Source organism: Pseudomonas sp. NPDC089395 (genome assembly GCF_044749525.1).
Classification (GTDB): domain Bacteria; phylum Pseudomonadota; class Gammaproteobacteria; order Pseudomonadales; family Pseudomonadaceae; genus Aquipseudomonas.
On record NZ_JBIVID010000001.1, the window covers coordinates 380,506 to 393,690 of the forward strand.

Here is a 13,185-nt window from a genome sequence, read left to right on the forward strand (position 1 = left end):
CTTCCACAAGAAAACCACTGTATTCAAGACTGTGGTGGCCTGTGGGAGCCGGCTTGCCGGCGATTGGGGCGCGCAGCGGCCCTTTTTTGTGGCACCTTCTTCAGTCTTGTTCAGAATCGTCCTACATAAATCATGCTGAAACTTGCATAGAGTTGCCGCCCTTTTCCAAAGGAGCGGCTCATGCGTCAGCCCTACGTGTTGATTCACCAGTCTCGGCCTTCCCACCAGATCCTCCTGCACCAGGCGTGCAATGCCCAGGGCATTTTCGACGTGCGTGTCACCGCCGATCTTGCCGACCTCGGCGCTTGCCTTGCGCGCCCGCGCAAAGCCGACTTGCTGATCCTTGATCATTCAATGAGCGATGGCCTGACCTTACTCAAGCGCATCGAGCGTGACCGCTCATTGCGCGCTGTGTTGTTCACCGGCTGTCCCAGTGCCCAGGGTCCGGACCTTGCTGAAGAGGCTCGCAAGCGAGGCCTCTGGGTGCTCGCCGAGCTGCCCTGGCCATTACCCATGCCGCGCTGGCAACAGGCCATACGGTGTATTCAAACCGTCACATCGCCCAAGCATGCTCAATGAACCAGCCGCAGCCGGGCGAACTTTCCGCTGCGCTTGTTGGTCAGTTACTGTATGTCCCACTACCTGCGCGAGTGATCCGGATGGAAAGAATCTGCAGACTGCTCAACGACGCCCTGTCGCCTTATCGAACCCACCTTGACGCCGCCGATACCAGCGGCAACCGCCAATTGATCGTTTACGAGGGCCTCGGTGGCACGGCATTGCGCCGCTCTGTCAGCCTGCGCCAATTGCAGGAGCAAAGCCTGCTGATCGACTTGGTAGACGGTTTGCACCGTGACTTGCAGATTGTCGAGGGGCGTTTGCAGCCCTGTGTGATCGCGGCGTTGCAACAGCGTATGCAACCGCAGGGAACCTTTGCCTGATTGGCTTATCAGACGCAGTAGGGCAACCCACTTGCACACAGCTCCGGTGCAGGCAGGTTGTCACGGGAAGCCCGTAAGGACTTTCGCTTGACCCCGGACGTCTTCCCCAGCGTTCCGGGGTTTCTTTTTTCTAGCGCTTTTCGAAAAACTGCTTGCTCTGTTGCAGGTAGTCTCCGCGCAATTCCGGGTCCAGCCAGCGGGCATACAGTGCCGGCAGCGTATCGCGACGTAACGCCGGCAAGAGCTGGTCGATATGGGCAATGGCCTCGCGCCCCAGTGGCGAGTCCGAGCAGCCCACATGCAGGAACTGATAGCGGTTCACGCCCTGGATCGGGTGGAAGCGGTAATCGTCCAGCGAGCCCCCCTGTTGCTGAATCAGGTAACGCACCTCTGGCCAATAGCCGAGTACCAGTTGCAGGCGACCGAGTTGCTGCATTTGCAGCAGGCTGGCGGTGGCATCGTTACCGTAATGGCGGCTGAATACGGTATCGGGCAGCTGGCGCAGAATGTCATCGATCTGCGTGCTGTAGCTGCGTCCGGCGACGATGCCCAACTTCAATTGCGTGCTGTCGAGCAAACCTTTCAAGTCGACCTGCTGGCCCTCTAGAAAAGGTGCCAGCAGTGCTTCGCCATGCTTGCGAACCACCAGGCCGCCGCTCATCACGCCCAAGGTCGGCACCGAGAAGTGCACGAACTTGGCGCGCTCTGCCGTCCACAGCAGGGTCGGGTCGCAGGTGAAACTGCTTCGGTCCTGCAGCATCTGGATGCCGCGGGCACGGTTGACCCGCACGATGGCGTGGTCGTACTCGGGCATCTGTTCGATCAGCAGCGGCAACATCTGGTCGACCACGCCCTGGCCTTTTTCCGTGCCCTCGAAAATGGTGAAAGGCGGCAGGTCGCGGACCAGCCACAGCAGGCGTTCCCTGGCCTGCACCGGCGCCAGGGCCATGGAGAGCAACAGGCCGCAGAGCAAGGACCGGGCGCGCATGGGCAAGGGCGATCTCAGACGGTGCCCGCGGTGCGCAGGCTGGCGATAGCGGCCGTGTCGTAACCCAGTCTGGCCAGCAACGCATCGGTATGTTCGCCCAAGGCCGGGCCGACCCACTCGGTGGAGCCTGGCGTTTCGGAAAGTTTCGGCACGATGCCGGGCATCTTGAACGGCTTGCCGTCCGGCAGACGAGCCTGCAGGAACATTTCCCGCGCCAGGTACTGCGGATCGTTGAACATGTCCTCGGCCGAAAAGATACGGCTGGCGGGCACTTCGGCGTCGTTGAGTGTGCGCATGACCTGTTCCAGCGGCAGGCCGTTGGCCCAGCGGTCGATCACGCCATACAGCTCGTCACGGCGCGCGTCGCGGCCATCATTGCTGGCCAGCGACGGGTCTTCGGCAAGGTCAGTGCGACCGATGGCCTGCATGAAGCGCTTGAAGATCGCATCGCCGTTGGCACCGATCTGCACATGCTTGCCATCGGCAGTGGTGTGGATGGAGGAGGGTGTAATGCCCGGCATGATGTTGCCGGTACGCTCGCGAATGAACCCGAACACGTCGAATTCCGGGACCATGCTTTCCATCATGGCGAAGATCGCTTCGTACAGGGCCACATCCACCACCTGGCCCTCGCCGCCGTTGACTTCGCGGTGACGCAGCGCCATCAGCGCGCCGATCACACCCCACAACGCGGCAATCGAATCGCCGATGGAGATCCCGGTGCGCACCGGCGGGCGGTCGTCGAAGCCTGTGATGTAGCGCAGGCCACCCATGGATTCGCCCACCGCACCAAAGCCCGGCTGGTCCTTCATCGGCCCGGTCTGGCCGAAACCCGACAGGCGGACCATGACCAGGCGCGGGTTGAGCGCATGCAGTACATCCCAGCCCAGGCCGAGCTTTTCCAGCACGCCAGGGCGGAAGTTCTCGATCAGGATGTCGGCCTCGGCCAGCAAGCGCTTGAGGATTTCGCGGCCCTCAGGGTGCTTGAGGTTAAGCGTCAGCGACTGTTTGTTGCGCGCCTGAACGAACCACCACAGCGAAGTGCCCTCGTACAGCTTGCGCCATTTGCGCAGCGGGTCACCCCCGTCGGGGGACTCGACCTTGATCACCTCGGCACCGAACTCGGCGCAGATGCGTGAGGCAAACGGGCCGGCGATCAGGGTGCCGAGTTCGATGACTTTAAGTCCGGCGAGGGGTTTGCTGGGCGTAGGCATGTGGCATCCGTGGCGACAAGGCAGAGCGGTGGTTTTATCATAGGTCTTCAGCGGCAGATACTGCTGCGGCGCAAGCCTGGGCAGGATCAGTTAGACTAGGCAACTTTTCTCTTTGCACGAAGCCCAGTCGACCATGGCCCAGCCGTCCACCACCTACAAATTCGAACTGAACCTCACCGATCTCGATCGTGGCGTGTACGAGAACGTCCGCCAGACCATTGCCCGCCATCCTTCGGAAACCGAAGAGCGCATGGCCGTGCGCCTGCTGGCCTACGCGCTGTGGTACAACGAGAACCTGTCGTTCGGCCGTGGTTTGTCCGACGTCGATGAAGCGGCGCTGTGGGAAAAGAGCCTGGACGACCGCATCCTGCACTGGATCGAAGTCGGCCAGCCCGACGCCGAGCGCCTGACCTGGTGCTCGCGCCGTACCGAGCGCACCAGCCTGCTGGCCTACGGCAGCCTGCGGGTGTGGCAGAACAAGGTCGTGGACGCGGTCAAAGGGCTGAAGAACCTGAATATCGCCGCCGTACCGCAGGAGGTCCTGGAAGTCCTGGCCACCGACATGCCCCGCACCATCAAGTGGGACGTGATGATCAGCGAAGGCACGGTATTCGTCACCGACGACCGTGGTCAGCATGAAGTGCAGCTCGAGTGGCTGCTCGGCGAGCGTGGCTGAGCCCAAACCCCCATGCGTATCGAACCTCGCCCGCTGCCATCGACCCTGCCATTTCTGGGGAACCTGCCACCTTTGCTGACCCGCCTGTACGCCGCCCGCGGCGTGCAGAGCGAAGCCGAACTGGACAAGAGCCTGGCGCGGCTGTTGCCGTACCAGCAGCTCAAGGGTATCGAAGCCGGCGTGGACCTGCTGGTCGAGGCTATCGACCAGCGCCAGCGTATCCTGATCGTCGGCGATTTCGATGCCGATGGCGCCACGGCCAGTACCGTTGGCGTGCTGGGCCTGCGCCTGCTGGGCGCGGCCCACGTCGACTACCTGGTGCCCAACCGCTTCGAGTACGGCTACGGCCTGACCCCGGAAATCGTTCAGGTAGCCCTGCAGCGCCAACCACAATTGCTGATCACCGTCGACAACGGCATCTCCAGTGTCGAAGGCGTGGACGCGGCCAAGGCGGCCGGGCTCAAGGTACTGGTCACCGACCACCACCTGCCGGGCGCGCAACTGCCGCAGGCCGACGCCATCATCAACCCGAACCAGCCGGGCTGCGCGTTCCCCAGCAAGTCGCTGGCGGGCGTCGGGGTGATCTTCTATGTGCTCATGGCCTTGCGGGCGCGCTTGCGCAGCCTGGGGCGCTACGAGACGCAGCCACAGCCGAACATCGGCGAGCTGCTCGACCTGGTGGCCCTGGGCAGTGTCGCCGACGTGGTGCCGCTGGATGCCAACAACCGCATCCTGGTGCACCAGGGCCTGGAGCGCATCCGCGCGGGCCGCGCACGGCCGGGCCTGAAAGCCATTCTGGAAGTGGCGCGTCGCGATCATCGGCGCATTACCTCCACCGACCTCGGTTTCATCCTCGGCCCACGGTTGAACGCTGCCGGGCGCCTGGACGACATGAGCCTGGGTATTGAATGCCTGCTGTGCGAGGACGAGGCGCTGGCCCAGGACATGGCCCAGCAGCTGGATGACCTGAACCAGGACCGCAAGTCGATCGAGCAAGGCATGCAGCGCGAGGCCCTGGCCCAGCTCAAGGATTTGCCGGTCGAGTCCATGCCGTATGGTCTGTGCCTGTTCGATGCCGACTGGCACCAGGGTGTGATCGGTATTCTCGCCTCGCGCCTGAAGGAGCGTTACCACCGGCCGACCATCGCCTTTGCCGATGCCGGTGACGGCATGCTCAAGGGCTCGGCGCGTTCGGTGCCGGGCTTTCATATTCGCGATGCGCTGGATGCGGTGGCGGCGCGCCACCCGCAGCTGATCAGCAAGTTCGGCGGGCATGCCATGGCGGCCGGGTTGTCCTTGCCCGAAGGCAACTTCCCGGCGTTTGCCGAGGCGTTCGATGAAGAAGTGCGCCGTCAATTGCGCGAAGAAGACCTGACCGGGCGCCTGCTGTCGGACGGCAGCCTGGCCGTGGAAGAGTTCCACCTCGACCTGGCCAAAGCCCTGCGCCACGCCGGGCCCTGGGGCCAGCACTTCCCCGAGCCGTTGTTCCATGGCGTGTTCCAGCTGGTGGAGCAGCGCGTGGTGGGAGAGCGGCACCTGAAGGTGGTGCTCAAGAGCGAATGTGGCTCGGTGCGCCTGGATGGCATCGCCTTTGGCATCGACCGCGAGGTATGGCCGAACCCGACCGTGCGTTGGGTGGAACTGGCCTACAAACTGGATGTGAACGAGTTCCGAGGTAACGAAAGCGTGCAGCTGATGATTGCCCACATGGAGCCGCGCTGACCTCCAGGGCCCTATCGCCGGCTTGCCGGCGATAGGGCCCTAAAGGCACCCCCAATTCCCGAGGAACCTTCCCCCCTACCAATCTGGTCTAGTCTGATTAATGACCGATACCGGACCAGCGTCGTGCATGAGTGTCCGGGCCGGATCACCATTGGAGTCCTTGGGAGGTGCCCTCATGAGCCTGCTGCTCGAGCCTTACACCCTGCGTCAGCTAACCCTGCCCAACCGCATCGCGGTTTCGCCAATGTGCCAGTATTCCGCCGTCGATGGCTTGGCCAACGACTGGCACCTCGTTCACCTGGGCAGCCGCGCCGTGGGCGGTGCCGGTCTGGTCATCACTGAAGCGGTGGCGGTGACCGCCGATGGCCGTATCACCGCCGAAGACCTTGGCCTGTGGGACGATGCACAGATCGCCCCGTTGCAGCGCATCACCCGTTTCATCACCGCCCAGGGCGCCGTGCCGGGCATCCAGCTGGCCCACGCCGGGCGCAAGGCCAGCACCTTCAGGCCCTGGCTGGGCAAGCAAGGCAGCGTCAAGCTCGATGAGGGGGGCTGGCAGCCCGTGGGGCCCTCCAAGATTGCCTTCGACCCGCAGCACACCGCCCCGCGTGAATTGACCAAGGACGAAGTCCAGGACGTTGTCAGCGCGTTCGTTGCTGCCACCGAACGGGCGCTACAGGCGGGTTTCAAGGTGGTCGAGATCCATGCTGCCCATGGCTACCTGCTGCACCAGTTCCTCTCGCCGCTGAGCAATCAGCGCCGCGACGAGTACGGCAGCTGCTTCGAAAACCGTATCCGTCTGACCCTGCAAGTCACCGAGGCGGTGCGCAAGATCTGGCCCCAGGAGCTGCCGCTGTTCGTTCGGGTTTCGGCGACCGATTGGGTGGAAGATGGCTGGAACCCGGACGAAACCGTCGAACTGGCCCGCCGCCTGCGCGCGCTCGGAGTCGACCTGATCGATGTGTCCTCGGGCGGTACTTCGGTCAACGCCGAGATCCCCACCGGCCCCGGCTACCAGACCCGCTTCGCCGAGCGCGTGCGCAAGGAATCTGAAATCGCCACCGGCACGGTGGGCATGATCACCGAGCCGGCCCAGGCCGAACACATCCTGCGTACCGGGCAGGCCGATGTCATCTTCCTGGCCCGGGAACTGCTGCGCGACCCGTACTGGCCGCTGCATGCCGATGACGACCTGGGCGGCAACAAGGCGACCTGGCCGGCGCAGTACCAACGCGCGACCAGCCGGGCAAACCCGATTCATGAGTCCGATTTGCGGGATTGATCGGTTGCCTCAATGGTAGGCAGCCTGACTCAGGATGTCGCTTACCCATTGGTTGATGCTCTTCTGCGCCAGCTCGGCCTTGGCTGCCACGCTGGCGTGGAGGGTAGGCTCCAGGCGCAGGCTCAATTTTCCGGAGTAAGCCTTTTGCGGCTCTCTGCCCAGGCGCGCGCAGGTCTCGAGGTAGTCATCCACTGCCTCCTGGAACGCGTGTCGTAATTCGCTTATCGATTCCCCGTGAAAACCGATGACGTCGCGAATGCCCGCAACGTGGCCAATCAGCAGCTGATCTTCGTCGCTGTACTCGATTCGTGCGGCATAACCGCGATAGGTCATTACATTCATGGTGTCACTCCTGCCTGCTCAAGGAACTGGCGGGCGCCGTGTAATTGATAAGGCTTGGCATGCTTGTCCGGATGAGGTCGATGAAATGTGGCAACCACGCCATTGAGCTCGAAGCGCACGCGCGATCCACGTCCTTCGATCACGTTGGCGCCAATCGATATCAGCAGTGATTCCACGCGCACCCATTCCAATGTCCTGGGGACCGGTTTTTTGAAGATGGCCTGAAGGGTCGATCTTTGGTAATTGTTCATGGTATCAGAATATGATACCAGGCAACGAGTTGGCTGTAGGACGCAGGGCTAAGGATTGAAAGAATCTTCGCGAAATTGAAGAACCGCACTCCCACGGGTACAGCGCTGCTCTTATGGCTTGCGCTGTACCCGTGGGAGCTGGCTTGCCGGCGATAGGGCCGGGAACATCACCCCAGATTCAATGCTTGATCATCACATGTCGCACACAGGTGTAATCCTCCAGCCCATACATCGACAGGTCCTTCCCATACCCCGAATGCTTCTGCCCGCCATGGGGCATTTCGCTGACCAGCATGAAGTGGGTGTTGACCCAGGTGCAGCCATACTGCAACCGCGCCGCCAGGCGGTGGGCGCGGCCGGTGTCGCGGGTCCACACCGATGAGGCCAGGCCGTATTCCGAATCGTTGGCCCACTCCAGTGCCTGGGCTTCGTCGGTGAAGCGCGTCACCGATACCACGGGGCCGAAGACCTCATTGCGCACGATCTCATCGTCCTGCAGGGCGTCGGCCAGCACCGTTGGCTCGAAGAAGAACCCATCCCCTGGCAGTGCCTTGCCGCCGGTGATCAGACGGATGTGCGGCTGGGCAATGGCGCGGTTCACCAGGCCCGCCACCTTGTCACGGTGCTGGGCGCTGATCAGTGGGCCCAGCTCGGTGTCCTCGGCGTCCTGCACGCCGGGCTTGAGGCTCGCCACGGCCTTGCCCAGGCGCTCGACGAAGCGTTGGTAGATGCCCTCCTGCACATACAGACGGCAGGCCGCCGTGCAGTCCTGGCCGGCGTTGTAGAAGCCGAAGGTGCGGATGCCGTCGATGGCGGCATCGATGTCGGCGTCGTCGAACACCAGTACCGGGGCCTTGCCACCCAGCTCCATGTGCATGCGCTTCACGCTGTCGGCGGTAGAGCCAATGATGTGCGCGCCGGTAGGGATCGAGCCGGTCAGCGAGACCATCCGCACCTTGGGGTGGGTGACCAGCGGGTTGCCGACCGTTTGCCCACGGCCAAAGAGGATGTTGAGCACGCCGGCAGGCAGCAGGCCCTTGGCCAGCTCGCCAAAGCGCAGGGCGGTCAGCGGGGTCAGCTCGGACGGCTTGATGACCACGGTATTGCCGGCAGCCAGGGCCGGGGCGACCTTCCACGCCAGCATCATCAGCGGGTAGTTCCAGGGGGCGATCGAGGCGACCACACCTAGCGGGTCGCGGCGGATCATCGAGGTATGGCCCGGCAGGTATTCGCCTGCCGCCGAGCCCCCCAGGCAGCGGGCGGCGCCGGCAAAGTAGCGGAATACGTCGACGATGGCCGGTATTTCGTCGTTGAGGGCGGCGGCGAAAGGCTTGCCGCAGTTTTGCGATTCCAGCCTGGCCAGTTCATCGCCGTGCGCTTCGATGGCGTCGGCCAGCGCCAGCAGGGCCAGCGAACGTTCCTTGGGGCTGGTCTGCGACCAGCTGTCGAAGGCCAGGTCGGCGGCGCGCACGGCGGCATCGACCTGGGCCTCGCTGGCTTCGTTGATCTGTACCAGGGCGTTGCCCTCGGCGGGGTTGAGGACGGTCCAGGCAGGGCCTTCGCCAGCGACCAGGCGACCGTTGATCAGCATGTTGATTTGCATGGGGGCTCCTTGTAGGTCATTTGCCGCTGCCCGCGACGCTCTCACCGCCGCGGGTCAGGTAATAGGCGCCGAGGATCGGCAGCATGGTCACCAGCATCACCAGCATGGCGACCACGTTGGTCACCGGCACGTCGCGCGGGCGGCTGAGCTGGTTGAGCAGCCATATCGGCAGCGTGCGTTCGTGCCCGGCGGTGAAGGTGGTGACGATGATCTCGTCGAACGACAGGGCAAAGGCCAGCATGCCGCCGGCCAGCAGTGCCGAACCGAGGTTGGGTAGGATGATGTAGCGGAACGTCTGCCAGCCATCGGCGCCCAGGTCCATCGAGGCTTCGATGAGGCTCTGCGAGGTTCGGCGCAGCCGCGCGATCACGTTGTTGTAGACGATCACCACGCAGAAGGTGGCGTGACCGACCACGATGGTGAATATCCCGGGCTCGATTCCAAGGCTCTTGAACGCCGACAGCAGGGCGATGCCGGTGATGATCCCGGGCAGGGCGATCGGCAGGATCAGCATCAGCGAAATCCCCTCCTTGCCGAAGAAGTTGCGCCGGTACAACGCCGCCGAAGCCAGCGTGCCGAGCACCAGGGCAATCAGCGTGGCCAGGCAGGCCACCTGGATCGACAGTTTGATGGACTCGAGCACGTCGGGGCGGGCGAAGGCCACGGCGAACCATTTGAGGGTGAAGCCTTGGGGCGGAAAGCTGAACGCCGCATCTTCGGTGTTGAAGGCGTACAGCACGATGATCAGGATCGGAAAGTGCAGGAACAACAAACCACCCCACGCCGCCAGGCGCAGGCCGGTCGAGGCTTTTTCAGAGTGCATCGAAGGCTCCCAGGCGCTTGACGATGGAGAGGTAGATCGCGATCAGCACGATGGGCACCAGGGTGAACGCGGCGGCCATCGGCATGTTGCCGATCGCCCCTTGCTGGGCGTAGACCATGCTGCCGATGAAGTAGCCGGGCGGGCCGATCAGTTGCGGCACGATGAAGTCGCCCAGGGTCAGCGAGAAGGTGAAGATCGAGCCCGCGGCAATACCGGGGATCGACAGAGGCAGGATCACTTGCCAGAAGGTCTGCCCTGGCCTCGCGCCGAGGTCCGCCGAGGCCTGCAGCAACGACGGCGGCAGGCGCTCCAGCGAGGCCTGGATCGGCAGGATCATGAACGGCAGCCAGATGTACACGAACACCATGAAGCGCCCCAGGTGCGAGGTCGACAGCGTGCTGCCACCCACCCCGGGTATCGCCAGCACGGCTTGCAGCAACCCATCCAGGTGCAGCTGCTGGACGAACCACTGGGCCACGCCGCCCTTGGCCAGCAGCAGGGTCCAGGCGTAGGTCTTGACGATGTAGCTGGCCCACATCGGCATCATCACCGCGATATAGAAAAAGGCCTTGGTCTTGCCGGTGGTGTAGCGCGCCATGTAGTAGGCGATGGGGAAGGCCAGCACCGCGCTGGCCAGCGACACCGCCACGGCCATGGCCAGGGTGCGCAGGATGATGTCGAAATTCGCCGGGTTGAACAGCGCGGCGAAGTTGCCCAGGGTCAGCGTCGGCGTCACCGCCATGGTGAAGTCGTCGAAGGTGTAGAAACCTTGCCACAAAAGGTTGAGCAACGAACCCAGGTAAATGGCGCCGAACCAGGTCAGCGGCGGGATCAGCAGCAGTAACAGGTACAGGTTGGGGCGCCGGTAGAGCAGGTTGGACAGCCGGCGCAACGGGCTTGAAGGTGGCTGGGCCAGGCTCATTTCAGCGGCCCTCGACCAGCACGGTTTCCTGCAGCGCCGTCATCGCTTCACGTGGCCAGCGCACCTGCACCCGCTGGCCAGCCTGCCAGGGTTGGGGCTGGTCCTGCCAGCGATCGTTGGCCTGGCTTACCGCCAGCAGCTGTCCGTTGTCCAGTTGCACCTCAAAGCGCGTGGCGCTGCCCTGGTATTGGATGTCGCGCAGCAGGCCACTGAGCTGAACGTCCTGGCCGCTGCTGGGCGTGTCCCCGAGGCGGATGTGTTCGGGGCGGATGGAGAAGGGCGAGCGGCCACCGCTGAGCTGCTCGGCCAGGTCGCCACGCACCACGTTGGAGGTGCCGACGAACTCGGCGACGAAGGTGGTGGCGGGCTTCATGTAGAGCTGGCGCGGGGTGTCGACCTGTTCGATGCGGCCGCGGTTGAACACCGCCACGCGGTCGGACATCGACAGGGCTTCGGTCTGGTCGTGGGTGACGAAGATGAAGGTGATGCCCAGCTGGCGCTGCAGCTTCTTCAGCTCGCCTTGCATCTGTTCGCGCAGTTTCAGGTCGAGCGCGCCCAGCGGCTCGTCGAGCAACAGCACCCGCGGCCGGTTGACCAGGGCGCGGGCCAGGGCGACGCGCTGGCGCTGACCGCCGGAAAGCTGCGCCGGCTTGCGCTCGCCGTAGCCGGTCAGGGCGACCATGGCCAGTGCCTCTTCGGCGCGTGTGTGGCGTTCGGCCTTGGCCACGCCCTTGACCTTGAGGCCATAGGCAATGTTGTCGCGCACGTTCATGTGGGGGAACAGGGCGTAGTCCTGGAACACCGTGTTGACGTCGCGCTGGTAGGGCGGCACGCCGGCGGCTTCGCTGCCATGGATGCGAATCGAGCCGCTGTCGGGTTGCTCGAAGCCGGCGATCAGGCGCAGGCAGGTGGTCTTGCCCGAGCCCGAAGGGCCGAGCATGGAGAAGAACTCGCCGTCCTCGATGTCGATGCTGACCTGGTCGACGGCCTTGACCTCGGCGAAGGTGCGCGAGACCTGGGTGAACTGGACTGCTAGGGGCATGGGCGACTCCACGGTGAATCGGGGGGCGCTGTGCGCCCCTTTCGCGACGCAAGGCCGCTCCTACAGAAACCGCGCAGGCCCCTGTAGGAGCGGCCTTGTGTCGCGAAAGGGCTGCGCAGCAGCCCCAGTTTCGTCAGCAAAAAAAACCCTTGTAGGCCTACACTAGCGCCCTCCCATGATCGCAATGTAGTCCTGGGTCCATCGGCTATACGGCACGAACTTGCCCCCCTGGGCCTGCGGGGTTTTCCAGAAAGCGATCTTGTCGAAGTTGTCGAAGCCGTTGGTCTTGCATCCCTCGGCCCCCAGCAACTCGCTGCTGGTGCACGCCGCCGGCACCGCTGGCAACGAGCCGAACCAGGCCGCCACATCGCCCTGCACCTTCGGCTGCAACGACCAGTCCATCCACTTGTAGGCGCAATTGGGGTGCTTGGCCTCGGCGTGCAGCATGGTGGTGTCGGCCCAGCCCGTGGCGCCTTCCTTCGGAATGGTCGAGGCTACCGGCTGGTTCTCGGCCTTCAGGCCATTGACCATGTAGCCCCAGGAACTGGAGGCGACTACCCCTTCGTTCTTCACGTCGCTCATCTGTACCGTGGCGTCATGCCAGTAGCGGTGAATCAGCGGTTGCTGCTGGCGCAGCAGGTCGAGCACCGCCTTGTACTGGGCTTCGTTCAGCTCGTAGGGGTCCTGGATGCCCAGTTCCGGTTTGGCCGATTTCAGGTACAGCGCCGCGTCGGCGAGGTAGATCGGACCGTCATAGGCCTGCACACGGCCCTTGTTCGGCTTGCCATCAGGCAGGTCCTGCGGCTCGAACACTACCCCCCAGGTGGTCGGCGCCTCTTTGAAGGTATTGGTGTTGTACAGCAGCACGTTAGGGCCCCACTGGTACGGGGTGCCATAGACCTGCTTGTCGACCACGTACCAGCCGCCGTTCTGCAGGCGCGGGTCGATGTTCTTCCAGTTGGGGACAAGCGCGGTGTTGATCGGCTGCACCTTCTTGCCGACGATCAGGCGCAGCGAGGCATCGCCGGAGGCGGTGACCAGGTCGTACCCGCCCTTGTTCATCAGGCTGACCATTTCATCGGAGGTGGCGGCGGTCTTGACGCTGACCTTGCAGCCGGTTTCCTTCTCGAAGCCGCTGACCCAGTCATAGGCCTTGTCGCTCTCGCCGCGCTCGATGTAGCCGGGCCAGGCGACGATATCCAGCCGGCCTTCAGTGGCGCCCAGGGCCTTGGGCAGCTCGGCGGCCTGCAGGCCGGCGCTGGCCAGCAGCGCGCCGGTCACGGCGCCGAGCAATGCGGTCTTGTGCACTGACATGGTGTTCCCTCTTCTTCTTGGAGATCTTGGTCGGGGCAGTCATCAAGAAAGCAGTGATGCAATTG

Annotated in this window: 14 protein-coding genes; 5 read left to right on the forward strand and 9 right to left on the reverse strand. The window is 63.8% G+C overall.

Annotated elements, in window-relative coordinates:
- Positions 1–180 precede the first annotated feature (180 nt).
- A complete protein-coding gene (locus ACIPZG_RS01725) occupies positions 181–579 on the forward strand; it encodes a histidine kinase (protein WP_400709565.1) in 399 nt (132 codons plus the stop codon).
- Between the two features lie 80 nt (positions 580–659).
- Positions 660–941: a DUF3509 domain-containing protein gene (locus tag ACIPZG_RS01730; RefSeq protein ID WP_400710855.1), complete on the forward strand. Its 282-nt coding sequence runs from the start codon at positions 660–662 to the stop codon at positions 939–941.
- Positions 942–1,071: 130 nt separating this feature from the next.
- On the opposite strand, the gene ACIPZG_RS01735 is transcribed toward ACIPZG_RS01730, so the two are convergent.
- Both ACIPZG_RS01735 and ACIPZG_RS01740 read right to left on the reverse strand, forming a co-directional pair.
- Positions 1,072–1,929, reverse strand: coding sequence for a TIGR02285 family protein (locus ACIPZG_RS01735; RefSeq protein ID WP_400709568.1), 858 nt, complete (start codon positions 1,927–1,929; stop codon positions 1,072–1,074).
- A gap of 14 nt (positions 1,930–1,943) precedes the next feature.
- Positions 1,944–3,143, reverse strand: coding sequence for a CaiB/BaiF CoA-transferase family protein (locus ACIPZG_RS01740; protein WP_008100082.1), 1,200 nt, complete (start codon positions 3,141–3,143; stop codon positions 1,944–1,946).
- A gap of 133 nt (positions 3,144–3,276) precedes the next feature.
- Between ACIPZG_RS01740 and ACIPZG_RS01745 the strand changes: the two genes are divergently transcribed.
- The 3 genes from ACIPZG_RS01745 (at position 3,277) to ACIPZG_RS01755 (ending at position 6,823) form a co-directional block, all read left to right on the forward strand.
- A complete protein-coding gene (locus ACIPZG_RS01745) occupies positions 3,277–3,819 on the forward strand; it encodes a YaeQ family protein (protein ID WP_008100080.1) in 543 nt (180 codons plus the stop codon).
- A gap of 12 nt (positions 3,820–3,831) precedes the next feature.
- Positions 3,832–5,541, forward strand: coding sequence for a single-stranded-DNA-specific exonuclease RecJ (recJ, locus tag ACIPZG_RS01750; protein WP_400709571.1), 1,710 nt, complete (start codon positions 3,832–3,834; stop codon positions 5,539–5,541).
- 175 nt (positions 5,542–5,716) lie between these two features.
- The gene (locus tag ACIPZG_RS01755) at positions 5,717–6,823 is read left to right on the forward strand and encodes an NADH:flavin oxidoreductase/NADH oxidase (RefSeq protein WP_008098359.1); all 1,107 of its coding nucleotides are present in this window, start codon (positions 5,717–5,719) and stop codon (positions 6,821–6,823) included.
- 9 nt (positions 6,824–6,832) lie between these two features.
- Here ACIPZG_RS01755 and ACIPZG_RS01760 read toward each other — a convergent pair whose 3' ends face one another.
- The 7 genes from ACIPZG_RS01760 to ydcS form a co-directional block, all read right to left on the reverse strand.
- A complete protein-coding gene (locus tag ACIPZG_RS01760) occupies positions 6,833–7,165 on the reverse strand; it encodes a type II toxin-antitoxin system HicB family antitoxin (RefSeq protein ID WP_400709576.1) in 333 nt (110 codons plus the stop codon).
- The gene (locus ACIPZG_RS01765; RefSeq protein WP_400709579.1) at positions 7,162–7,416 is read right to left on the reverse strand and encodes a type II toxin-antitoxin system HicA family toxin; all 255 of its coding nucleotides are present in this window, start codon (positions 7,414–7,416) and stop codon (positions 7,162–7,164) included. Before ACIPZG_RS01765 ends, ACIPZG_RS01760 begins: the two co-directional genes overlap by 4 nt.
- A gap of 178 nt (positions 7,417–7,594) precedes the next feature.
- Positions 7,595–9,019: a gamma-aminobutyraldehyde dehydrogenase gene (locus ACIPZG_RS01770; protein WP_400709582.1), complete on the reverse strand. Its 1,425-nt coding sequence runs from the start codon at positions 9,017–9,019 to the stop codon at positions 7,595–7,597.
- A gap of 16 nt (positions 9,020–9,035) precedes the next feature.
- The gene (locus ACIPZG_RS01775; protein WP_400639209.1) at positions 9,036–9,842 is read right to left on the reverse strand and encodes an ABC transporter permease; all 807 of its coding nucleotides are present in this window, start codon (positions 9,840–9,842) and stop codon (positions 9,036–9,038) included.
- Entirely contained in the window at positions 9,832–10,764 is a 933-nt protein-coding gene (locus tag ACIPZG_RS01780; RefSeq protein WP_400709585.1) for an ABC transporter permease, read from the reverse strand. Before ACIPZG_RS01780 ends, ACIPZG_RS01775 begins: the two co-directional genes overlap by 11 nt.
- A gap of 1 nt (position 10,765) precedes the next feature.
- The gene (locus tag ACIPZG_RS01785) at positions 10,766–11,806 is read right to left on the reverse strand and encodes an ABC transporter ATP-binding protein (RefSeq protein WP_400709588.1); all 1,041 of its coding nucleotides are present in this window, start codon (positions 11,804–11,806) and stop codon (positions 10,766–10,768) included.
- 162 nt (positions 11,807–11,968) lie between these two features.
- Positions 11,969–13,120: a putative ABC transporter substrate-binding protein YdcS gene (gene ydcS / locus ACIPZG_RS01790; protein WP_400639212.1), complete on the reverse strand. Its 1,152-nt coding sequence runs from the start codon at positions 13,118–13,120 to the stop codon at positions 11,969–11,971.
- Between the last annotated feature and the right edge of the window lie 65 nt (positions 13,121–13,185).